This window comes from Klebsiella sp. YJ, from assembly GCF_002108615.1.
GTDB lineage: Bacteria > Pseudomonadota > Gammaproteobacteria > Enterobacterales > Enterobacteriaceae > Klebsiella > Klebsiella planticola.
Window position 1 is genome coordinate 344,916 of the sequence record NZ_MTEG01000002.1, and the last position, 22,506, is coordinate 367,421.

Consider the following 22,506-nt stretch of genomic DNA (forward strand, 5'->3'; position numbering starts at 1 on the left):
CCTGGATTGTGTTTCCCCCGCTCGCGCGGGGAAACACATCACTGCGGTTTGAAGTCCAGTGGCGCATTTTTGAACGTCTCATACACAGCCTGAGAAGGCGGTTTCGGGAACTTGCTCATCCGGCTGGTTGCCGCCAGCATCTGCTGACAGAAAGCAGGATCGCCCCCCTCCGACTTCACGCTCAATAACGTCCCGTCCTGAGCCAGGTTCACGCGTAACGTACATGTTTTACCTTTGTACGTGTCCCAGTCATAGAGATGCCCTTTAATCGCCGCCTGAACCTGCGAAATATAACTGGCAATCTCAGCCTGAGACGCGCCCCCCTGCCCCGGTTTACTTCCTTTAGCAGGAGATGAGCCTCCATTGCTACCGCTGGTGCTACCTTTAGGCGCATTCTTACCTGAACTCAGATCGCCGAGCAGGTCGTCAACGCCATCCGCATCTTTCGCTGCCGCGGCTTTTTTCGCGGCGGCGGCTTTGGCTGCGGCGGCCTTAGCGGCAGCAGCCTTGGCGGCTTTATCGGCTGCGGCTTTTTCCGCTGCAGCGGCTTTCGCTGCGGCAGCTTTTTCCGCTTTCTCCGCGGCGGCTTTCTCTGCTGCGGCGGCCTTTTCTGCTGCCGCTTTCTCAGAGGCTGCTTTTTGCGCCGCTGCTTTTTTGCTGCTTTCTCAGCGGCTTTTTCCGCAGCAGCTTTCTCAGCCGCTGCCTGCTTCGCGGCTTCCTGCTGGGCTTTCTTCTCAGCCTGCTGCTGCGCTTTCTTCGCTGCCTCGGCTTCGGCTTTCTTCTGGGCATCCGCCGCTGCTTTCGCCGCTTCGGCTTCCGCCTGTTTCTTCGCATCGGCTGCGGCTTTCGCTGCCGCAGCTTCCGCTGCTTTAGCCTGCGCATCTGCCTTCGCTTTCGCGTCAGCAGCGGCTTTTGCTGCCGCTTCCTGTGCTTCTTTCGCCTGAGAATCCGCTTTGGCTTTCGCCGCTGCCGCCGCTTTCGCCGCCGCTTCTTCAGCCTGCTTCTGCTCTTCCTTCGCTTGCTTAGCCGCTTCCTGCGCCTGCAGACGATCCTGCTCAAGCTGCTTCAGACGCTCCTGCTCGGCGGCCTGCTTTTCACGCAGTTCTTCAGCCTGCTGCTGAGCCTGCTTTTCGCGCTGCTCGGCGGCGCGGCGCGAGCTGGCCTGCTGCTGCTGTTGGCGGTTGTAATTATTCACCACCGCCCCAGGATCAACCATCACCGCATCAATGGAAGAACCTCCGCCGCCACCGGCTGAGGCATCCAGATGCTCATCGAACGAACTCCAGATCAGCAGCGCGATCAGAATGATGTGCAGCGCGACTGAAACTATGATCGCTCGTTTAAGCTTGTCGTTTTGTTCGGTTGCCTTTGACACTATCGGTTCCCAAAAACTGTTCGCCTGTCCCCGCTACTCTCGCCGGCCACGAGTCTGTTATTCTCGCAGCCAGCGGTCCGGCGGGCGCACATATCCGAAGCGATTAAATAGGCTTGGTCATTAAGCCAACCGATTTAACCCCTGCGCTATGCAACAGGTTAAGCGCTTTAATAATTTCATCGTAAGGTACGTCTTTCGCACCGCCGATCAGGAACACCGTTTTCTCGTTCGCTTCGAGGCGGCGTTTCGCTTCGGCAACAACCTGCTCTGGCGGCAGCTGCGACAGCGTCTCCGGACCCACTTTTACGCTGTACTGCCCGACTCCGGAAACTTCAACAATCACCGGCGGCTCATCATTACTTTTGACCGCTTGTGATTCCGTCGCATCCGGCAGGTCGACCTCTACGCTCTGCGTAATGATCGGCGCGGTCGCCATAAAGATCAGCAACAGCACCAACAAGACATCCAGCAGCGGAACGATGTTGATCTCGGACTTCAGTTCGCGACGTCCGCGTCCACGTGCTCTGGCCATGGCTTACCCCTTATTGCTTTCGCTGCTGGTAAACGCCTGACGGTGCAGAATCGCGGTGAACTCTTCCATAAAGTTGTCATAGTTCAGTTCAAGTTTGTTCACACGCTGGTTCAAACGGTTGTAGGCCATAACCGCCGGTATTGCCGCAAACAGACCGATTGCCGTGGCGATCAGCGCTTCTGCGATACCCGGAGCAACCATCTGCAAAGTAGCCTGTTTCACCGCACCGAGTGCGATAAAAGCGTGCATGATCCCCCAGACGGTACCGAACAGACCGATATACGGGCTGATGGAACCCACGGTTCCAAGGAACGGAATGTGCGTTTCCAGCGTCTCGATCTCACGGTTCATCGAGATGCGCATGGCGCGCGACGCCCCTTCAACCACCGCTTCTGGCGCATGGCTGTTTGCGCGATGCAGACGAGCAAACTCTTTGAAACCGCTGTAGAAAATTTGTTCCGACCCCACCAGGTTATCGCGACGCCCCTGGCTCTCCTGATACAGGCGAGAAAGCTCAATGCCCGACCAGAACTTGTCTTCAAAGGCTTCCGCCTCGCGGCTTGCCGTGTTGAGGATGCGCGTTCTCTGAATAATAATGGCCCAGGAAGCGATAGAAAAACCAATCAAAATCAACATGATAAGTTTAACCAGAAGGCTCGCCTTCAGGAACAAATCAAGGATATTCATGTCAGTCACTGCTTAAACTCCGCGACAATAGACTTGGGAAGCGCACGAGGCTTCATTAAGAGTGGATCAACGCACACAATGAGAACCTCAGCTTCGTTCAAAACTGTATTCTCTGCGTTGACGATTCGCTGCGTGAAAACCAAAGAGGTACCTCTCATTGAGGTGATTTCCGTCTGGATTTCGAGCATGTCGTCGAGTCTGGCGGGCGCAAAATATTCCAGCGTCATTTTGCGAACCACGAAGGCAACTCGCTCAGCCAGCAAAACCTGCTGACTGAAGTGGTGGTGGCGCAGCATCTCTGTGCGTGCTCTTTCATAAAAAGCGACGTAACTGGCGTGGTAAACCACACCACCGGCATCGGTATCTTCATAGTAGACACGAACCGGCCATCGAAACAGCGTTGTATTCACTTTACATCCCGGTAATGCAAAAAAAGATTAGTGCTTTCAAACTTCGCTACTATACGCGCGGGGAACGTGGTTTGGAATGGGGGAAAGTAAACAGCGAGTAAATTTTTATGGGCTTATGCAAGCCCATGAGGTTAACAGAGTTCTCTTATTCTCTTCTCTTTCAAAAGAAGAAAAAAAACAGCCCCGTGATGAGTACAATATCAGCGATAAGTGGACAAAAAATCCCTTGCCAGTGAATGGCCTGCGGGCGAAAGCCCACGCCGTGGATAACCCCGGCGCACACGGCCCACATCAGCAGGAAGCCGTGCCAGATCTCCAGCTCGCTGGTCTTTGCCGCAAAGCGCGACGGATCCCAGAAAATGCAGCCGGCCAGCAGCAGTGCCATCAATAAGGAAAGCGCCCTTAACGGGCGCTTATCCATTATCGCATACAGCGTTGCGATAATTTTACTCATCAGTGTTCTTCTTTACCTGCTTTGGTGCTTTCCACGTGCTCAAGCGCTAACGCGGTGATAACCCCAAAGGCACAGGCAAGAAGCGTTCCCAAAATCCATGCGAAATACCACATATCTAGCTCCTTACCTTAATACAACGAGTGGGTGTTCTTTTCGATGTCTTCGCGGGTAATGCGACCGAACATCTTCCAGTAACACCAGGTGGTGTAGCCCAGAATAATCGGCACGAAGACAATCGCCACGTAGGTCATCAGGTTCAGCGTTCTTTGGCTGGAGGTTGAATCCCACATGGTCAGGCTAACGTTCATCATCGTGCTGGACGGCATGATGAACGGGAACATCGCAATCCCGGCGGTCAGAATGATGCAGGCCAGCGTCAGAGAAGAGAAGATAAACGCCAGAGCGCCCTTCTCCATCCGCGAAGTCAGGATAGTCAGCAGCGGCAATACTACGCCCAGTGCCGGGATAGCCCACAGCGAAGGCATATTATTGAAGTTCACCAACCATGCACCAGCCTGACGTGTCACTTCTTTAGTCAGCGGGTTAGATGGCGCAGAGTGGTCGATAGCCGAGGTGACCACATAACCGTCGATCCCGTATACCACCCAGACACCGGCCAGCAGGAAGCAAACCAGCGTCACCAGTGCCGCAACCTGAGAGGTCGCGCGAGCACGCAGGTGCAGCTCACCCACGGTACGCATCTGCAGGTAGGTAGCCCCCTGCGTCAGAATCATCGCCACGCTAACAATACCGGCCAGCAGACCAAACGGGTTCAGCAGCTGGAAGAAATTGCCGGTGTAGTACAGACGCATATATTCATCCATATGGAACGGTACGCCCTGCAGCAGGTTACCGAACGCGACGCCAATCACCAGCGGCGGTACGAAGCTACCGATGAAGATGCCCCAGTCCCACATGTTGCGCCAGCGGGTGTCTTCAATCTTCGAGCGGTAGTCAAAACCAACCGGACGGAAGAACAAAGAGGCCAGCACCAGAATCATCGCCACATAGAAGCCGGAGAACGCGGCGGCATAGACCGTCGGCCAGGCAGCAAACAGCGCGCCGCCGGCGGTGATCAGCCACACCTGGTTTCCGTCCCAGTGCGGAGCGATGGAGTTAATCATGATTCGACGCTCGGTGTCATTACGACCGAGGAAACGGGTGAGCATGCCCACCCCCATGTCGAAGCCATCGGTGACGGCGAAACCAATCAGCAGAACACCGATCAGTAGCCACCAGATAAAACGCAATACTTCATAATCGATCATTTGACGACTCCTGTCTTAGCGTGCCGGCTGAGTAGTCGTGGAAGACTGCTCGTAGTGGTAGCGACCGGTTTTCAGGCTGCTTGGTCCACGGCGTGCGAATTTGAACATCAGATACAGCTCCGCGACCAGGAACAGGGTGTACAGACCGCAAATCAGCAGCATCGAGAAGATCAGGTCGCCCGCGGTCAGGGACGAGTTGGCTACCGCAGTAGGCAGTACCTCACCTATCGCCCACGGCTGACGACCATATTCCGCTACGAACCAACCGGACTCGATAGCGATCCACGGCAGAGGAATTGCGTACAGCGCAATGCGCAGCAGCCATTTCTTCTCGCCAATCTGGTTACGAATAACGGTCCAGAACGATGCCGCGATGATACCGAGCATCAGGATGCCGCAGGCCACCATGATACGGAACGCGAAGTACAGCGGCGCAACGCGAGGAATAGAGTCTTTCGTCGCCATAGCAATCTGCGCTTCCGTCGCGTCAGAGACGTTCGGGGTATAGCGTTTCAGCAGCAGACCGTAGCCCAGATCTTTCTTCACGTTGTTGAATTCATCACGTACAGCCTGATCGGTTGAGCCTGCGCGCAGCTCTTCCAGCAGGGTGTAAGCTTTCATCCCGTTACGAATACGCGCTTCGTGCTGTGCCAGCAGGTCTTTCAGACCAATAACCGGCGTGTCCACGGAACGAGTGGCAATAATACCCAACGCATAAGGAATCTGGATGGCGAAGTGGTTGGTTTGCGCATCCTGGTCCGGAATACCAAACAGGGTAAAGGCAGCCGGAGCTGGCTGGGTTTCCCATTCGGCTTCGATGGCCGCAAGTTTAGTTTTCTGCACGTCACCCATTTCGTAACCGGATTCATCACCGAGTACGATAACGGAGAGAATCGCCGCCATACCGAAGCTGGCAGCAATGGCAAAGGAGCGTTTAGCGAAAGCGAAGTCGCGACCGCGCAGCATATAGTAGGAGCTGATACCCAGGACGAACATCGCGCCGCAGACGTAGCCGGATGCGACGGTATGGACAAATTTCACCTGAGCAACCGGGTTCAGAACCAGTTCGGAGAAACTGACCATCTCCATACGCATGGTTTCAAAGTTGAAATCCGAGGCGATCGGGTTTTGCATCCAGCCGTTGGCCACGAGGATCCACAATGCAGACAAGTTGGAACCCAGTGCCACCAGCCAGGTCACCGCCATGTGCTGAACTTTGCCCAGACGATCCCAACCGAAGAAGAACAGACCTACAAAGGTAGATTCGAGGAAGAAGGCCATCAGACCTTCAATGGCCAGAGGCGCACCGAAGATATCGCCCACGTAGTGAGAGTAATAAGACCAGTTTGTCCCGAACTGGAACTCCATGGTCAACCCGGTTGCTACACCCAGCGCAAAGTTGATACCAAACAACTTGCCCCAGAATTTGGTCATATCTTTATAAATCTGTTTGCCGGAAAGGACGTAAACCGTTTCCATGATGGCCAGCAGGAACGCCATACCGAGCGTCAGTGGCACAAAAAGGAAGTGGTACATCGCGGTCAAGGCAAACTGTAAGCGCGACAGTTCGACTATATCTAACATCATGACTCCTTGCTCATCGCATGAAGACTCCGAGAATGAACCCTGCACACCGGGTTCATACGCATGCCCCAATACAAAATAACTTGCTTCCCGCTTCGTTACCGTTTCGTCGCCTGATGAAACAGCTCCTCGCAAAGGTTACAAATACGTTAACGAAAAACCCAATTGATTCCCCAATATATTACGCCGCAATAACCTTACAATAAACAGGATTTTATTGAATCCGTTTTACATTTACGACGGTGATCAATATATAGCGAAAATGCCTGAATTAGGCCAATTTGATTGGCGACAATTTAACGTTTTTTTGTGGTTTTTTCCAAGCTTTAAGTATTGATATAAATCAATTTTTCTCGCCTATGTTAATTATGTATCCCAACAAAGAATAATGGTGAAAGTAATGTTAAATATATGTTTAAAGCATGCCGGTAATGGTTACTAAAAAGAGAGATATGAGAAGTATAGGTAATATGATTTAACTTTAAGGCGTATCGTGTGAAAAAAAATAGCGATCTGATTAATGTTAGACGCTTCACAGTATTTTTTCCTGATAGACAGCATCAATTAAATCATCATTTTTATCTTTTCATTTTCTGGCAAAAAATAGCAGTGAGAATCATTCCCTCCCCTGCCGAAAATATCTTGTTATTATTTATGAAAAAAAGGTGTTAAATCAATACAATAGAAATGGTTTTTCTCAATAACTGCGGTCTGCCACGGCAAAACCAGGTCGCGGCCCCTCTTGAAACGGTGGCAAAAATAGGCATAAAAAAGGCCACCTGACGGTGGCCAACCATGTCGAAATCGGACATTTAACTGCTCAGCTTGAGCAGAGAGGGTTTACTTAATGATTGATTTCAGCGCTTCGCCGATATCCGCGAGGCTACGAACGGTTTTCACGCCCGCCGCTTCCAGCGCAGCAAATTTCTCATCAGCCGTGCCTTTACCGCCTGCGATAATGGCGCCCGCGTGGCCCATACGCTTGCCTTTCGGCGCGGTCACACCGGCGATGTAACCGACAACCGGCTTGGTGACGTGATCTTTGATGTAGGCAGCCGCTTCTTCTTCCGCGCTACCGCCGATCTCACCGATCATTACGATCGCTTCGGTCTGCGGATCTTCCTCGAACAGTTTCAGGATGTCGATGAAGTTAGAGCCCGGGATCGGGTCGCCGCCGATACCGACACAGGTAGACTGGCCGAAACCGTAATCGGTGGTCTGCTTAACCGCTTCATAGGTCAGCGTACCGGAGCGGGAAACGATACCCACTTTACCCGGCTGATGAATGTGGCCCGGCATGATGCCGATTTTGCAAGCGCCTGGGGTGATAACGCCCGGGCAGTTCGGGCCGATCATCCGCACGCCGGCTTCATCCAGCTTCACTTTCACCGTCAGCATATCCAGCGTCGGAATACCTTCGGTGATGGTAATGATAAGCTTAATGCCCGCATCGATAGCTTCCAGAATGGAGTCTTTGCAGAACGGCGCCGGAACGTAGATAACGGTCGCGGTCGCGCCGGTCGCTTCAACGGCTTCGCGTACGGTGTTGAACACCGGCAGACCCAGGTGAGTGGTGCCGCCTTTGCCTGGCGTAACGCCGCCGACCATTTGGGTACCGTAAGCAATTGCTTGTTCAGAGTGGAAAGTCCCCTGGCTACCGGTGAAGCCCTGGCAGATAACCTTGGTGTTTTTATCAATTAAAATGGACATTATTTCCCCTCCACTGCGGCAACAACCTGCTGTGCTGCGTCCGTCAGACTTTTCGCTGCAATAATATTCAGGCCGCTGTCAGCCAGTTTCTTCGCGCCCAGTTCGGCGTTGTTCCCTTCCAGACGTACGACAACCGGTACGTTTACGCCAACTTCTGCTACCGCGCCGATGATGCCGTCAGCGATCAGGTCGCAACGAACGATACCGCCGAAGATGTTAACCAGTACGGCTTTAACATTGCTGTCGGAAAGAATGATTTTGAACGCTTCGGTGACGCGCTCTTTGGTTGCGCCGCCGCCAACGTCGAGGAAGTTAGCCGGTTCGCCGCCGTGCAGCTTAACGATGTCCATGGTGCCCATTGCCAGGCCCGCGCCGTTAACCATACAACCGATGTTGCCGTCCAGCGCAACGTAGTTCAGCTCCCACTGCGCAGCCTGCGCTTCACGCGGGTCTTCCTGAGACTGGTCGCGCATTTCACGCAGATCCGGCTGGCGGAACAGCGCATTGCCATCGGCGCCCAGTTTGCCGTCGAGGCAGATCAGATCGCCCTGCTTAGTGATAACCAGCGGGTTAATTTCGATCAGCGCCAGGTCGCGCTCCAGGAAGATGGTCGCCAGACCCATAAAGATTTTGGTGAACTGCTGAACCTGCTTACCTTCCAGACCCAGTTTGAACGCCAGCTCACGACCCTGGTAAGGCATCGGGCCTGCCAGCGGATCGATCGCAATTTTGTGGATCAGGTGCGGGGTTTCTTCCGCCACTTTTTCGATTTCCACGCCGCCTTCGGTGGAGGCCATGAACACGACGCGACGGGAGCTACGGTCAACAACCGCACCCAGATACAGCTCTTTGGCGATATCTGTCGCTGCTTCAACCAGAATCTGGTTAACCGGCTGGCCGTTGGCGTCTGTCTGGTAGGTCACAAGGCGTTTGCCCAGCCAGTGCTCAGCAAATGCGCGAATGTCTTCTTTACTGTTAACTACTTTCACACCGCCCGCTTTACCGCGGCCACCAGCGTGAACCTGACATTTCACTACCCACGGACCCGCGCCGATTTTTGATGCGGCTTCTTCTGCTTCGCGCGGAGTAGTACAGGCATAACCCACCGGCGCCGGTAAGCCATAGCGGGCAAACAGTTGTTTTGCCTGATATTCATGTAAGTTCATGTGTTCAGTCCATCCTTCAGGGAATAATTATCTTTAAACCTGTAGGCCTGATAAGACGCGGCTGCGTCGCCATCAGGCATCTCATCAACGCCGGATGGCGGCGTAAACGCCTTATCCGGCCTACGGTAGGTAATACTCTTGCTGACTACACGTCCAGCAACAGACGAGTCGGGTCTTCCAGCAGCTCTTTGATAGCAACCAGGAAGCCTACCGATTCACGTCCATCGATCAGACGGTGGTCGTAAGAGAGCGCCAGGTACATCATTGGCAGAATTTCTACCTTGCCATTGACCGCCATCGGGCGATCTTTAATGGCATGCATACCCAGAATCGCGCTCTGCGGTGGGTTGATGATTGGCGTGGACATCAGAGAACCGAATACGCCGCCGTTGGTAATGGTGAAGTTACCGCCGGTCAGGTCATCTACGGTCAGCTTGCCGTCACGGCCTTTCACTGCCAGCTCTTTAATATTCTTTTCAATATCCGCCATGCCCAGCAGGTCAACATCACGCAGAACCGGAGTCACCAGACCGCGCGGCGTAGAGACCGCCATGCTGACGTCGAAGTAGTTGTGATACACCACATCATCGCCATCGATAGAGGCGTTCACTTCCGGATAGCGTTTCAGCGCTTCAACCACGGCTTTCACGTAGAAGGACATAAAGCCCAGACGGATACCGTGACGTTTTTCGAAGGCATCGCCGTACTGCTTACGCAGATCCATAATCGGCTTCATGTTGACTTCGTTGAAGGTCGTCAGCATGGCGGTGGAGTTCTTCGCTTCCAGCAGACGCTCGGCAACGCGTTTGCGCAGGCGGGTCATCGGAACGCGTTTTTCAGAACGGTGGCCCAGTTGTGCAACCGGTGCTGCCGCTGCGGCAGGTGCTTTGGCTTCGGCTTTAGCCGGTGCCGCCGCCAGATGTTTCTCCACATCTTCACGGGTCAGGCGGCCGCCGACGCCGGTGCCTTTGATGGCAGCCGCATCGAGGTTGTGTTCAGCCAGCAGACGGCGAATCGCCGGGCTGAGGGCATCATTGCTCTGCTCTTCCAGAGACGCCTGCTGACGCTGAGCCGGGGTAGACTCTTTCGCATCGGCTTTCGCCGCGGACTCTTTACCCGCGCTGTTGCCTTCACGCAGGCGACCGAGGATCTGGCGAGAAAGTACGGTGGCACCTTCGTCTTCCAGCACTGCATCCAGAATGCCGTCCGCTGAAGCCGGTACTTCCAGTACCACTTTGTCAGTTTCGATTTCCACCAGCACTTCATCACGCTGGACGCTATCGCCCGGTTTTTTATGCCAGGTCGCAACCGTCGCGTCAGCTACGGACTCAGGCAGATCGGGAACCAGAATATCTACGCTACTCATTATGTATCCTTTAATTAATCGACGTTCAGCGCGTCATTGACCAGATCTTGTTGCTGTTTCTGGTGAACGGACATATACCCTACCGCCGGAGAGGCGGAGGCCGGGCGGCCTGCGTAACGCAGAGAGGCCCCAAACGGAATCACTTCGCGGAAGTGATGCTGGCTGCAGTACCACGCGCCCTGGTTGAGCGGTTCTTCCTGGCACCAGACAAAATCATGTACGTGCGCGTAAGGTTTCAGCGCTTCCTGTACCGCCTGATGCGGGAACGGATAGAGCTGCTCTATACGCACGATAGCGACATCTTTTTGGTCGTTCTTACGGCGTTGTTCCAGCAGATCGTAATAAACCTTACCAGAGCACAGGACAACACGCTTCACCGCTTTCGGGTCGAGATCATCGATTTCACCGATGGCCGGCAGGAAGGTGCCGTTCGCCAGTTCGTCCAGGCTGGAGACCGCCAGCGGATGACGCAGCAGAGATTTCGGCGACATCACCACCAGCGGACGACGCATACCGCGCAGCGCCTGACGACGCAGCATGTGGTAAACCTGAGCCGGAGTTGATGGCACACAAACCTGCATATTCTGTTCAGCGCACAGCTGCAGATAGCGTTCCAGACGCGCGGAGGAGTGCTCCGGGCCCTGGCCTTCGTAGCCGTGCGGCAGCAGCATGACCAGGCCACACATCCGGCCCCACTTCTGCTCGCCGGAGCTGATGAACTGATCGATCACCACCTGAGCGCCGTTAGCAAAGTCACCAAACTGCGCTTCCCAGATAGTCAGGGTGCGCGGTTCCGCAGTGGCGTAGCCGTATTCGAACGCCAGCACCGCTTCTTCAGACAGCACGGAGTCCCAGACTTTGAAATGCTCCTGGCCGTTATGCACATGCTGCAGCGGGGTGTAGGTCGAGCCGTTCACCTGGTTATGAATCACGGAATGGCGGTGGAAGAAGGTACCGCGGCCGGAGTCTTCACCGGAGAGACGAATCGGAATACCTTCATCAACCAGCGTGGCGTAGGCCAGGTTTTCCGCCGCGCCCCAGTCGAACAGCTTCTCGCCGGCAGCCATCGCCTGGCGATCGCCATAAATCTTCGCCACACGAGACTGCATTTCAATACTGTCCGGCACGGTGCTGATGCGTTTAGCCAGCTCCTGCAGACGTTTCATCTCGACTTTACTCGGGTAGCTCTCATCCCACTCGTGGTTGAGGTACGGCGACCAGGTAAAGGAGTGCAGATTCATCGGACGCCATTCCTCAACCACGCATTCGCCGGCATCCAGCGCATCACGATAGAGGTTAACCAGTTCGGTCGCATCTTCCAGGGTCGACACTTTGTCCTGCTCAAGTTTGTCGGCGTAGATTTTGCGCGGAGTCGGATGTTTTTTGATTTTCTGATACATCAGCGGCTGCGTTGCGCTCGGCTCGTCGGCTTCGTTATGACCGTGACGGCGGTAGCACACCAGGTCGATGAAGACATCGCGTTTGAAGGTATTACGGAAATCCAGCGCCAGGCGGGTAACGAAAGCAACGGCTTCCGGGTCATCCGCGTTCACGTGGAAGATCGGCGCCTGAACCATTTTACCGATATCGGTGCAGTATGGCGTGGAGCGCGCATCCAGCGGGTTCGAGGTGGTGAAGCCCACCTGGTTGTTGATAACGATACGTACGGTACCGCCCACTTCGTAGCCACGCGCCTTGGACATGTTCAGGGTTTCCTGAACCACGCCCTGACCCGTCACCGCGGCGTCGCCGTGGATAGTAATCGGCAGCACTTTATTGCTGCTCGGCTCGTCGAGGCGATCGAGACGCGCGCGAACCGACCCGATAACCACCGGGCTGACGATTTCGAGGTGCGACGGGTTAAACGCCAGCGCCAGGTGCACCAGGCCGCCTTCGGTTTCCATGTCAGAAGAGAAGCCCATATGGTACTTCACGTCACCGGTGCCGAGGTGTTCTTTATGCTTGCCGGCGAATTCGTCGAACAGATCCTGCGGTTTTTTACCCAGAACGTTAACCAGCACGTTCAGACGACCGCGGTGCGCCATGCCGAGCACCACTTCACGGGTGCCGCTTTTGCCTGCGTGACGGATCATCTCTTTGAGCATCGGGATCAGCGCATCGCCGCCTTCCAGCGAGAAGCGTTTGGCGCCCGGGAATTTCGCGCCGAGGTAACGTTCCAGGCCTTCGGCTGCTGTCAGCTCGGTCAGGAAACGTTTCTTCTCGTCAGCGGTAAAGCTGGCTTTCCCTGCTACCGACTCAATACGCTGCTGAATCCAGCGTTTTTCTTCGGTAGAGGTGATGTGCATGTATTCCGCGCCGATAGCGCCGCAGTAGGTTTGTTTGAGCGCGGCAATCAGCTCGCCCAGTTTCATCGTATCTTTGCCGATAGCAAATGAACCTACGTTATAGCTTTCCTGGAAATCGGCCTCGGTCAGATCGTGGTATGCAGGATCGAGATCCGCCACTCTCTCTTGCTTCCACAGTCCCAGCGGATCGAGATTCGCATGCTGGTGACCACGGAAGCGATATGCGTTGATGAGCTGCAGGACTTTAACCTGCTTCACATTGGTATCAGGGTCGGAAATCGAAGAAGTGTAACGTGAGGCATCCTTCGCCAGTCGACGGAAATAATCACGCGTTTTCGAATGAAATTGATCCGGTTTGACTCCGGTGCCAGGTAACTGCTGGAACATAGAACGCCAGTTGGCGTCAACAGAGTCAGGATCGGTTAAGAAGTCTTCATAGAGCTGTTCTATCCAGCTCTGGTTCGAACCAGAGAGGTAAGAAGAGTCCAGCCAGGCTTTCATTGCGCCGTTCTGCATCGTGATCCCTTAAGCATTTATATGCTTATTTCGCCGTAGAAACTACCACGCACAGCAAGTGTACGTGCCGGGGTTCACTTGTTGCGGACGAGTTGTGGCTTCTGCGTCCGCGAAGGAACCTTTAAAAACTGCCATTAATCTTCGGCGTTCAGGCTGCGGTTGCGTTAGCTGCCTTCACTTACCCCGGTCACATAGTTCACTGTGCTCCCGGGGATGCGTTCAGTTGCCGCCTTACCTCGCGCTGAACGCCTTGATTACTGGTACATATTTGGCGGTTTTTAAAGATTTCCTGCCATCCCCTTCATACTTCAAGTTACATGTGCGTTGGCTTTCCTCACTCACCCCAGTCACTTACTTGAGTAAGCTCCTGGGGATTCGCGGCGTCGCCGCCTTCCTGTAACTCGAATTATTTAGGGTATTCATTTCCCGGCGGCGCGAACGCTGCCGGGGCTACTGCTTCGGGTAGCCCGGATAAGCGATAGCGCCATCCGGGACAGACCGGGTTACTTACGCACTACGTTGCAGCAGCATCGACTTAATATGGCCGATGGCGCGCGTCGGGTTAAGCCCCTTCGGACATACACTGACGCAGTTCATGATGCTGTGACAGCGGAATACGCTGAAAGCATCGCTTAACCCTTCCAGGCGGCTGTCGGTTTCGGTATCGCGACTGTCAATCAGGAAACGATACGCCGCCAGCAGACCTGCCGGGCCGATAAACTTGTCCGGGTTCCACCAGAACGACGGGCAAGAGGTTGAACAACATGCGCAAAGAATACACTCGTACAGACCGTCGAGTTTTTCGCGCTGCTCTGGCTTCTGCAGATGCTCGCGAGCCGGAGGATTTTGCCCATTATTCAACAAGTAAGGCTTAATCTTCTCATATTGTGCATAGAATTGCCCCATGTCTACAACCAAATCGCGGATAACCGGCAAACCGGGCAGCGGACGGATAACAATTTTCTTACCCGGCTGATTCAGCGCGGAGATCGGCGTGATACACGCCAGACCGTTTTTACCGTTCATGTTCAGACCATCGGAGCCACAGACCCCTTCACGGCAGGAACGACGAAATGAGAGTGACGGGTCTTTTTCTTTCAGCTGCATCAGGGCATCCAGCAGCATCATGTCACGACCTTCTTCCGCTTCGAGGGTGTAATCCTGCATGCGCGGAGCATCGTCAACGTCCGGGTTATAACGATAAATTGAAAACTCTAGTTTCATTTTCCTGTCTCCGCATTAATAAGTACGAATCTTCGGCGGGAATGCCGGACGCAGTTTCGGTTCCATGTTGACGCTACGACGCGTCATGGATTCCGACTCTGGCAGATACAGGGAATGGCACAGCCAGTTTTCGTCATCACGATCCGGGAAGTCGAAGCGGCTATGCGCGCCGCGGCTTTCGGTACGGAAGTTTGCAGAAACCGCGGTGGCATAGGCAGTTTCCATCAGGTTATCCAGCTCCAGGCACTCAACGCGCTGGGTGTTGAACTCACTGGAGGTGTCATCCAGGCGCGCATTTTTCAGGCGCTCGCGGATTGCTTTCAGCTGCTCAAGCCCTTTGGCCATCGCATCGCCTTCGCGGAATACCGAGAAGTTATGCTGCATACACTCTTGCAGCGCTTTGCGGATTTCCACCGGATCTTCACCGTTACGGTTACCGTTCCAGCGGTTCAGGCGCTCAAGGGACGCGTCGATTTCGGCTTCGGTAGCGTCAAGCAGATCGCCCTGCTCGGCAATAGACTCCTGCAGATGCAGACCGACCGCACGACCGAACACCACCAGGTCAAGCAGGGAGTTGCCGCCCAGACGGTTGGCACCGTGGACCGATACGCAGGCAATTTCGCCGACGGCGAACAGGCCAGGAATCACCACGTCTTCGCCCTGCTCGTTCACGGTCAGCGCCTGACCGGTCACTTTGGTCGGAATACCGCCCATCATGTAGTGGCAGGTTGGGATAACCGGAATCGGCTCTTTCACCGGGTCGACGTGGGCGAAGGTACGCGAAAGCTCCAGGATACCCGGCAGACGGGATTCCAGAACCTCTTTACCCAGGTGGTCCAGTTTCAGCTTCGCATGCGGGCCCCACGGGCCGTCACAGCCGCGACCTTCACGGATTTCGATCATGATGGAACGCGCCACCACGTCACGACCCGCCAGGTCTTTCGCATTCGGGGCATAACGCTCCATAAAGCGCTCGCCGTGTTTATTCAGCAGATAACCGCCTTCACCGCGGCAGCCTTCTGTCACCAGAACGCCCGCACCGGCGATACCGGTCGGGTGGAACTGCCACATTTCCATATCCTGCACCGGTACGCCGGCGCGAATCGCCATACCGACGCCGTCACCGGTGTTGATGTGGGCGTTAGTTGTAGACTGGTAGATACGGCCTGCGCCGCCGGTTGCCAGCACGGTCGCACGCGCTTTGAAGTAAACCACTTCACCGGTCTCGATGCACAATGCGGTACAACCGACCACCGCGCCATCGGCGTTTTTCACCAGATCCAGCGCATACCACTCGGAGAAAATGGTGGTGTGGTTTTTCAGGTTCTGCTGATAAAGGGTATGCAGCAGCGCGTGACCGGTACGGTCAGCCGCCGCAGCGGTACGTGCCGCCTGTTCGCCGCCGAAGTTTTTCGACTGGCCGCCAAACGGACGCTGATAAATGGTGCCATTCTCCAGGCGGGAGAACGGCAGACCCATATGGTCAAGCTCCAGAATCGCTTCCGGGCCGGTCTTACACATATATTCGATGGCGTCCTGGTCACCGATATAATCGGAGCCTTTCACCGTGTCATACATATGCCATTCCCAGTTATCTTCATGGGTATTACCGAGCGCCACGGTGATGCCACCTTGCGCGGAAACGGTATGGGAACGGGTAGGGAACACTTTAGAGAGCAGCGCACAGGTCTGGCCGCTCTGGGAAATTTGCAGCGCCGCGCGCATACCTGCGCCACCGGCACCAATCACAACTGCATCAAATTCTCTGACAGGCAATTTCATCACACACCCCACACCACAACAAATCCATAAAGAACGTAAGCCACCAGCGCAACAACGATAACCAGTTGCAGAATTAAGCGTACAGCCAGCGGTTTAACGTAGTCCGTCAACACCTGCCACATCCCGATCCAGGCGTGAATCAGAATGGAAACGAGGGCTAACAGGGTGAAGACTTTAGTGAATGCGGAGGAGAAAAAGCCCGTCCAGACTTCCCAGGAAATTTCACCGGTGGTGGCAAAAAAGCCGACCATGTAGATGATGTAAAGGGTCAGAACGATGGCGGTAGCACGAACCAGAATGAAGTCATGTACGCCGTTGCGTCCCAGTGCTGAGGCGTTGCTTACCATACGAGGACTCCTGCGAGAAGTGAAAGCACGACAGTAATAACAAAAGAGATCTTAGCGGAGCGTGTCCCTACTTCGAGGGTTTCTTCCAGGTAGCCAAAATCCATCAGCAGGTGGCGGATACCGACAACGGCGTGGTATGCCAGCGCGGTCAGGATGCCCCACATGATGAACTTCACAAAGAAGCTATCCATGATGGAAGACGCAACGAGGAAACCTTCTGGAGAGGAAAGGCTGGTGCCCAGCAACCAAAGCAGAATCCCGACCGCCACGAAGGTGATCACACCGGAAACGCGATGGAGAATGGACGCTATCGCTGTGATTGGGAACCGGATCGTTTGCAGATCCAGATTGACAGGTCTTTGTTTTTTCACATTTCTTACCATGAATAACGCCCACATGCTGTTCTTATTGTTTCCTTCCTCCGGTCTGCTTGCGGGTCAGACAGCGTCCTTTCTATAACCTGTGGTCATGATAAAACCCCTTTTCAAGAGCTAAAACGTGACCAGACAACGCTGGGTGGCTCGGGATTGCAGGGTGTTCCGGAGACCTGGCGGCAGTATAGGCCGTTCACAAAATCATTACAATTAACCTACATATAGTTTGTCGGGTTTTGTCCGGAACAGTGATCGATGTCACGATAACAACATTATTTTAAATTTTAATCACCTGATTTGACAAATATTAAACATTCTTGTTACAACCATTACCAGATAAATGCAATAATGCTCAAAAGTTATGGGGTCACTCTTTCACCTGAGAATAAGTTATGCAACAGTGTGATGGTATTGACCGATGTAATCAGGACAGTTATTAGTGGTATACAGATTTTTAAATTCGGACTGCTAAAACGCTGATTTGCTGCTGTTTCGTCGTAGGCTGAAGACGTACCATCAAGCGCCTTTGCTCTGTACCCTGCAATTTCCGCTGACGCAGAGCTGTGTGCAACATAACAAACTGGTAACGTAGTCAGGCACGGGCCGAAGGCAAATCCACACCCGGCAGTCTTACGCAATAAAGGCGCTAAGGAGACCATAAATGTCTGATGCTAAAGCAAAAATCACCCTAGGCGGTGATACTGCTATTGAACTGGATGTGCTAAAGGGCACGCTCGGTCAGGATGTTATTGATATTCGTAGTCTTGGATCAAAAGGCGTATTCACCTTTGACCCTGGTTTCACTTCCACCGCATCCTGTGAATCTAAAATCACGTTTATCGATGGTGATGAAGGTATCCTGCTCCACCGTGGTTTCCCGATCGATCAGTTAGCGACCGAGTCCAACTACCTCGAAGTGTGCTACATCCTGCTGAACGGTGAAAAGCCGAACCAGGAACAGTACAACGAATTCAAGACCATCGTTACCCGCCATACCATGATCCACGAGCAGATTACCCGTCTGTTCCACGCGTTTCGCCGTGACTCCCACCCGATGGCGGTCATGTGCGGTATCACCGGCGCGCTGGCCGCGTTCTATCACGACTCCCTGGATGTCAACAATCCACGCCACCGTGAAATCGCCGCCTATCGCCTGCTGTCCAAAATGCCGACAATGGCAGCAATGTGTTACAAATATTCAATCGGCCAGCCTTTCGTTTATCCGCGCAATGACCTCTCCTACGCGGGCAACTTCCTGAATATGATGTTCTCCACGCCGTGTGAAACCTACGAGGTTAACCCGGTACTGGAACGCGCCATGGACCGTATTCTGATCCTGCACGCTGACCACGAACAGAACGCATCCACCTCCACCGTCCGTACCGCAGGTTCTTCTGGCGCGAATCCGTTCGCCTGTATCGCTGCGGGCATCGCCTCCCTGTGGGGACCGGCGCACGGTGGCGCGAACGAAGCTGCGCTGAAGATGCTGGAAGAGATCAGTTCCGTTGAGCACATTCCGGAATTTGTCCGTCGCGCGAAAGACAAAAACGACTCTTTCCGTCTGATGGGCTTCGGCCACCGCGTGTACAAAAACTACGACCCGCGCGCCACCGTGATGCGTGAAACCTGCCATGAAGTGTTGAAAGAACTGGGCACCAAAGACGATCTGCTGGAAGTGGCCATGGAACTTGAGCACATCGCGCTCAACGACCCGTACTTCATCGAGAAGAAACTCTACCCGAACGTCGATTTCTACTCCGGTATCATTCTGAAAGCGATGGGCATTCCGTCCTCCATGTTTACCGTTATCTTCGCGATGGCGCGTACCGTAGGCTGGATTGCTCACTGGAACGAAATGCACAGCGACGGCATGAAAATCGCGCGTCCGCGTCAGCTGTATACCGGCTACGAAAAACGCGACTTCAAATCCGACGTGGCCAAAAGCTAAGTTCGATCCTGAAGACAAAAAACGCGCCTGCGGGCGCGTTTTTTATTGTTAACAGCGTGCCTTCTGCCGGAATTTACCGGCGGCGCTTCGCTTGTGCAGACCGACAAAAGCGGGTCGATAGCGCAGCCGCTTGCACGAGTCAGATACCAGGCCGGTGGATACCGTAGGCCGGGTCGGGCGTCAGCCGCCACCCGGCACGAAATACGGGCACAATGTCTAAAAAAGAGCGATGGAGTGACTCAACGTATCGCTAATGCTGACATCCCGGACACCAGTAAAACGGCCGCGACGTGAGCATTGTTTTCTCGATAATCCCGCCACAGCGCTCGCAGATTTCGCCATCGCGATGGAAAACTTTAAAGCGGAACAGCGCGCCATGATGTTTATTCTCATCCACCGTACCGCGGGTGCGATACGACAGGCGTGGAATATCCAGCAGCGCATGGGCCAGGGCGTCGAGCTGCTTATCATCGAGCGCCGATGCGTGATGCCGCCCGCTCAACCCGACCTGCCAGAGAATCTCCACGCGTAAATAGTTTCCCAGCCCGGCCAGAAACGCCTGATCCAGCAGCAAAGCGGATAACTGCCGTCGGCGGAATCTGGCCGACAGCAGGCGGGCTTTGACCGATTCCGCGGTCAGCGTCATATCCAGCACATCGGGTCCTACCCGCAATAAAAACGGATGCGTAGCCAGCTGCTCCGGCGTCAGAATGTCGATATCCGACGCGCTATAGAGCAAAATCGCCTTCTCCGCCGTCTGCAGCCTGACCCGCAGCACGCGGTTGCTGACCGGCTGTGCGCCAGCCTCCACCACGCGCCAGACGCCGTACAGCTGATTATGACTGTAGAGCGTCAACCCGCCGGAGAAATGCGTCAGCAGCGCTTTACCGCGGGTTTCTATCTGGGTTACCCGCTGGCCCACCAGCGGAGCCTGATACACATGTAGCTGCGGAAAAGCGAACCAGACATCGGTAAGGGGTTCGCCTTTGACCGCCGCCTCCAGGCTATCCGCCGCGCGGCGGATCTCCGGACCTTCCGGCATAGTAGCGTCCTTCTGTTAGTGCGTTGCACCGCCGACAATTTTCACATCCCCCTCCTGGCGCAGGGAGATGGCAATCGCCGTCTCCAGCGCCGCACGGACGGTTTGGAGCGCCATACTCGCCTCACCCGGATGGGCGGCCGCCTGCTCCGGGAGGTACGGAATATGGATAAAGCCGCCTTTCACCCCGGCTCTCCCGTTCAATGCATGCAGCAGCCCATACATCACGTGGTTGCAGACGAATGTCCCCGCCGTTTGCGACACCGATGCCGGTATGCCCTGCTCGCGCAGCGCCGCGACGATCGCTTTCACCGGCAGACTGCTGAACCAGGCCGCCGGGCCGCCGGCCACCACCGGCACGTCAACCGGCTGTTGGCCTTTATTATCGGCAATACGCGCATCATCGACATTTATCGCTACACGTTCGACGGTAATATCGACACGACCACCCGCCTGCCCGACCGCTATCGTTAACAGCGGTTGATACTCATCCAGCGCCGCATACAGCGCCGTCAGGGCCTCACCGAATACACAGGGCAGCTGTCGTGCGACCACGCGCTCACCGCCAATTATCGTGCCATCGAGCTGCTTCACCACTTCCCACGAAGGGTTCACCGCCTCACCGCCAAAGGGTTCAAATCCGGTGATTAATACGCCCGCCATCTTTCCTCCTTACAGGAACATCAGGAAATAGAGTAGAAATACGTTGACGATCAGCAGCAGTACGCCGGTCGGAATCTGCGCCTTAATCACCGCGTTTTTATCCGGCAGTTCCAGCAGCGCCGCCGGCACGATGTTGAAGTTTGCCGCCATCGGCGTCATCAGGGTCCCGCAGTAGCCGGAGAACATACCGATCGCCGCCATCACCGCAGGATTACCGCCGTGCTGAAGCACCAGAATCGGAATACCAATCCCCGCCGTGACAATCGGGAAGGCGGCAAACGCATTGCCCATGATCATCGTCAGCAGCGCCATGCCAATGGTATAGACCGCCACCGCGACAAAACGGCTGTCTACCGCCAGATAATGCTCGGTGAGCCAGGCAATACTGCTACCTACTCCGGCGCTGGTAAACAGCAGCCCCAGAACCGCCAGGATCTGCGGCAAAATAAACGCCCAGCCCACCGAATCCAGCAGACGACGCGCTTCCTGTAGCGGCTGTGCGACATTTTCCCGGGTCATGCGAATCGCCATCATCAGGCCAATCAGCGTCCCGGCGGTCATCGAGAACAGCGTAATCAGCGTGGCATGATTACCCGGGCCAAACACCCGGACTTGCCACGATGGCAGATTATTAAACAGCAGCACCCCGATCACCGTGACAACCGGAATGGCCAGCGCCGGATAAAACAGCCGGTTACCCAGGCGGGTCGCGCTGGCGGTTCGCTCTTGCTGGGTGCGCTGGTGATAGCTACCCAGCCTGACGCCGCCAAAACCGGCAATCAGCGCCAGCGCGACGACGGCAACGCCGACGGCAATATTGACCGAGCGCTTGTCGCCCACCCACTGATAAGTCCAGTCGCCAAGCAGGAACAGCAGACCATAGAGTCCCCAGAACAGGCCGGTAGTCAGGCGACGAGGGTTGCTTTTGTCGCGCCATGACATGACCGCGACCACCAGCAGAACGACGCCCGCCAGCCAGTAGAGCCAGGTTTGTTGAAAATTCATGCCACACCGCCTTTCGCCTGCGCGGCGGCGTTCACTTTATCCAGCTCGCGCTGCAGATGACGATCGAGTCGCCACAGACGCGCTGAATGGATCGCGAAGGCGCAAATCGCCGTCGGGATCCCCCACAGGGCAATATGCAGCGGTTCAGTCTGGATCCCACCGGACTCCAGCATAAAGTTGTGCATAAAGATGATGGCGCCGAAGGCGACGAAAATGTCTTCGCCAAAGAACAGGCCGACGTTGTCCGTCGCCGCCGACATCGCGCGTAAGCGATAGCGAATGCTCCCGGGCAGCGGACCTAACGTTTTTTCCGCCGCCCCTTCCGCCATCGGCGCCAGCAGCGGACGCACCATTTGCGGATGGCCCCCCAGGCTGGTTAACCCCAGCGCAGCCGTCGCTTCGCGTACGAACAGGTAGACGATCAGCAGACGTCCGGCGGTGGCGCTGTGGATCTTCGCGATCCACGCCTGGGCGCGCTCTTTCAGGCCGTGCCGTTCGAGCAGCCCAATGACCGCCAGCGGCAGCAAGAGAATAAATGGCAGGTTGCGGGTGTTAAGAAACCCCTCCCCCAGCTTTTCCAGAATGGTGGCGATGGGCATTTGTGCCGCCACGCCGGTAACAATTCCAGAGATAATGACCACTAAAACCGGATTAAAACGCAAAATAAATCCGACCACAATCACGGCAATGCCGATCAGCGGCCAGAGAGATATCGCTTCTCCCATGATAACGTCCTGTTAGTTGTGAGTG

Annotated in this window: 21 protein-coding genes and 1 pseudogene; 2 read left to right on the forward strand and 20 right to left on the reverse strand. The window is 55.0% G+C overall.

Annotated features, from left to right (window positions below; translation table 11 throughout):
* Window positions 1-38 precede the first annotated feature (38 nt).
* The 16 genes and pseudogenes from tolA to sdhC all read right to left on the reverse strand — a co-directional run bounded on the left by tolA (window position 39) and on the right by sdhC (window position 17,125).
* A pseudogene (gene tolA / locus BV390_RS03945) lies at window positions 39-1,375 on the reverse strand (cell envelope integrity protein TolA).
* A 103-nt stretch (window positions 1,376-1,478) separates the two neighbouring features.
* A complete protein-coding gene (gene tolR, locus BV390_RS03950) occupies window positions 1,479-1,907 on the reverse strand; it encodes a colicin uptake protein TolR (RefSeq protein ID WP_032688791.1) in 429 nt (142 codons plus the stop codon).
* Between the two features lie 3 nt (window positions 1,908-1,910).
* Complete coding sequence (tolQ, locus tag BV390_RS03955; RefSeq protein ID WP_004859692.1) at window positions 1,911-2,603, reverse strand: Tol-Pal system protein TolQ; 693 nt, start codon at window positions 2,601-2,603, stop codon at window positions 1,911-1,913.
* Window positions 2,600-3,004 (reverse strand): tol-pal system-associated acyl-CoA thioesterase, encoded by a 405-nt coding sequence (ybgC, locus tag BV390_RS03960; RefSeq protein ID WP_004859689.1) that lies wholly within the window; start codon window positions 3,002-3,004, stop codon window positions 2,600-2,602. The genes tolQ and ybgC overlap by 4 nt, the downstream gene beginning before the upstream one ends.
* Window positions 3,005-3,164: 160 nt before the next feature.
* Window positions 3,165-3,458: a cyd operon protein YbgE gene (gene ybgE / locus BV390_RS03965; protein WP_032697724.1), complete on the reverse strand. Its 294-nt coding sequence runs from the start codon at window positions 3,456-3,458 to the stop codon at window positions 3,165-3,167.
* Complete coding sequence (gene cydX, locus BV390_RS03970) at window positions 3,458-3,571, reverse strand: cytochrome bd-I oxidase subunit CydX (RefSeq protein WP_004859685.1); 114 nt, start codon at window positions 3,569-3,571, stop codon at window positions 3,458-3,460. The genes ybgE and cydX overlap by 1 nt, the downstream gene beginning before the upstream one ends.
* Window positions 3,572-3,586: 15 nt before the next feature.
* Window positions 3,587-4,726, reverse strand: coding sequence for a cytochrome d ubiquinol oxidase subunit II (cydB, locus tag BV390_RS03975; protein ID WP_032688794.1), 1,140 nt, complete (start codon window positions 4,724-4,726; stop codon window positions 3,587-3,589).
* A 15-nt stretch (window positions 4,727-4,741) separates the two neighbouring features.
* Window positions 4,742-6,310: a cytochrome ubiquinol oxidase subunit I gene (cydA, locus tag BV390_RS03980; RefSeq protein ID WP_032688796.1), complete on the reverse strand. Its 1,569-nt coding sequence runs from the start codon at window positions 6,308-6,310 to the stop codon at window positions 4,742-4,744.
* A gap of 840 nt (window positions 6,311-7,150) precedes the next feature.
* Entirely contained in the window at window positions 7,151-8,020 is an 870-nt protein-coding gene (sucD, locus tag BV390_RS03985) for a succinate--CoA ligase subunit alpha (protein WP_032688797.1), read from the reverse strand.
* A complete protein-coding gene (sucC, locus tag BV390_RS03990; protein WP_004859677.1) occupies window positions 8,020-9,186 on the reverse strand; it encodes an ADP-forming succinate--CoA ligase subunit beta in 1,167 nt (388 codons plus the stop codon). The genes sucD and sucC overlap by 1 nt, the downstream gene beginning before the upstream one ends.
* Before the next feature lie 145 nt (window positions 9,187-9,331).
* Window positions 9,332-10,552: a 2-oxoglutarate dehydrogenase complex dihydrolipoyllysine-residue succinyltransferase gene (gene odhB / locus BV390_RS03995; RefSeq protein WP_032688799.1), complete on the reverse strand. Its 1,221-nt coding sequence runs from the start codon at window positions 10,550-10,552 to the stop codon at window positions 9,332-9,334.
* A gap of 14 nt (window positions 10,553-10,566) precedes the next feature.
* Window positions 10,567-13,374, reverse strand: a complete 2,808-nt coding sequence (gene sucA / locus BV390_RS04000; protein WP_004859672.1) for a 2-oxoglutarate dehydrogenase E1 component — start codon at window positions 13,372-13,374, stop codon at window positions 10,567-10,569.
* A gap of 507 nt (window positions 13,375-13,881) precedes the next feature.
* Window positions 13,882-14,598, reverse strand: coding sequence for a succinate dehydrogenase iron-sulfur subunit SdhB (sdhB, locus tag BV390_RS04005; protein ID WP_004859670.1), 717 nt, complete (start codon window positions 14,596-14,598; stop codon window positions 13,882-13,884).
* 15 nt (window positions 14,599-14,613) lie between these two features.
* Window positions 14,614-16,380, reverse strand: coding sequence for a succinate dehydrogenase flavoprotein subunit (sdhA, locus tag BV390_RS04010; RefSeq protein ID WP_004859668.1), 1,767 nt, complete (start codon window positions 16,378-16,380; stop codon window positions 14,614-14,616).
* Window positions 16,380-16,727 (reverse strand): succinate dehydrogenase membrane anchor subunit, encoded by a 348-nt coding sequence (gene sdhD, locus BV390_RS04015; protein WP_004859665.1) that lies wholly within the window; start codon window positions 16,725-16,727, stop codon window positions 16,380-16,382. Before sdhD ends, sdhA begins: the two co-directional genes overlap by 1 nt.
* Window positions 16,721-17,125, reverse strand: a complete 405-nt coding sequence (gene sdhC, locus BV390_RS04020; protein ID WP_004859662.1) for a succinate dehydrogenase cytochrome b556 subunit — start codon at window positions 17,123-17,125, stop codon at window positions 16,721-16,723. The genes sdhD and sdhC overlap by 7 nt, the downstream gene beginning before the upstream one ends.
* 324 nt (window positions 17,126-17,449) lie before the next feature.
* Between sdhC and BV390_RS32075 the strand changes: the two genes are divergently transcribed.
* Both BV390_RS32075 and BV390_RS04035 read left to right on the forward strand, forming a co-directional pair.
* Window positions 17,450-17,581: a hypothetical protein gene (locus BV390_RS32075; RefSeq protein WP_418325369.1), complete on the forward strand. Its 132-nt coding sequence runs from the start codon at window positions 17,450-17,452 to the stop codon at window positions 17,579-17,581.
* A 181-nt stretch (window positions 17,582-17,762) separates the two neighbouring features.
* The gene (locus BV390_RS04035; protein WP_032688800.1) at window positions 17,763-19,049 is read left to right on the forward strand and encodes a citrate synthase; all 1,287 of its coding nucleotides are present in this window, start codon (window positions 17,763-17,765) and stop codon (window positions 19,047-19,049) included.
* A 250-nt stretch (window positions 19,050-19,299) separates the two neighbouring features.
* Here BV390_RS04035 and nei read toward each other — a convergent pair whose 3' ends face one another.
* From nei to BV390_RS04055, 4 genes are read right to left on the reverse strand one after another with little or no spacing between them, the layout of a single operon-like run.
* Window positions 19,300-20,091: an endonuclease VIII gene (nei, locus tag BV390_RS04040; RefSeq protein WP_064384461.1), complete on the reverse strand. Its 792-nt coding sequence runs from the start codon at window positions 20,089-20,091 to the stop codon at window positions 19,300-19,302.
* Between the two features lie 15 nt (window positions 20,092-20,106).
* The gene (gene pcp, locus BV390_RS04045; protein WP_085396623.1) at window positions 20,107-20,751 is read right to left on the reverse strand and encodes a pyroglutamyl-peptidase I; all 645 of its coding nucleotides are present in this window, start codon (window positions 20,749-20,751) and stop codon (window positions 20,107-20,109) included.
* A gap of 9 nt (window positions 20,752-20,760) precedes the next feature.
* Window positions 20,761-21,756 (reverse strand): DUF979 domain-containing protein, encoded by a 996-nt coding sequence (locus BV390_RS04050; protein ID WP_046852914.1) that lies wholly within the window; start codon window positions 21,754-21,756, stop codon window positions 20,761-20,763.
* Window positions 21,753-22,481, reverse strand: coding sequence for a DUF969 domain-containing protein (locus BV390_RS04055; protein ID WP_032688805.1), 729 nt, complete (start codon window positions 22,479-22,481; stop codon window positions 21,753-21,755). The genes BV390_RS04050 and BV390_RS04055 overlap by 4 nt, the downstream gene beginning before the upstream one ends.
* Window positions 22,482-22,506 lie beyond the last annotated feature (25 nt).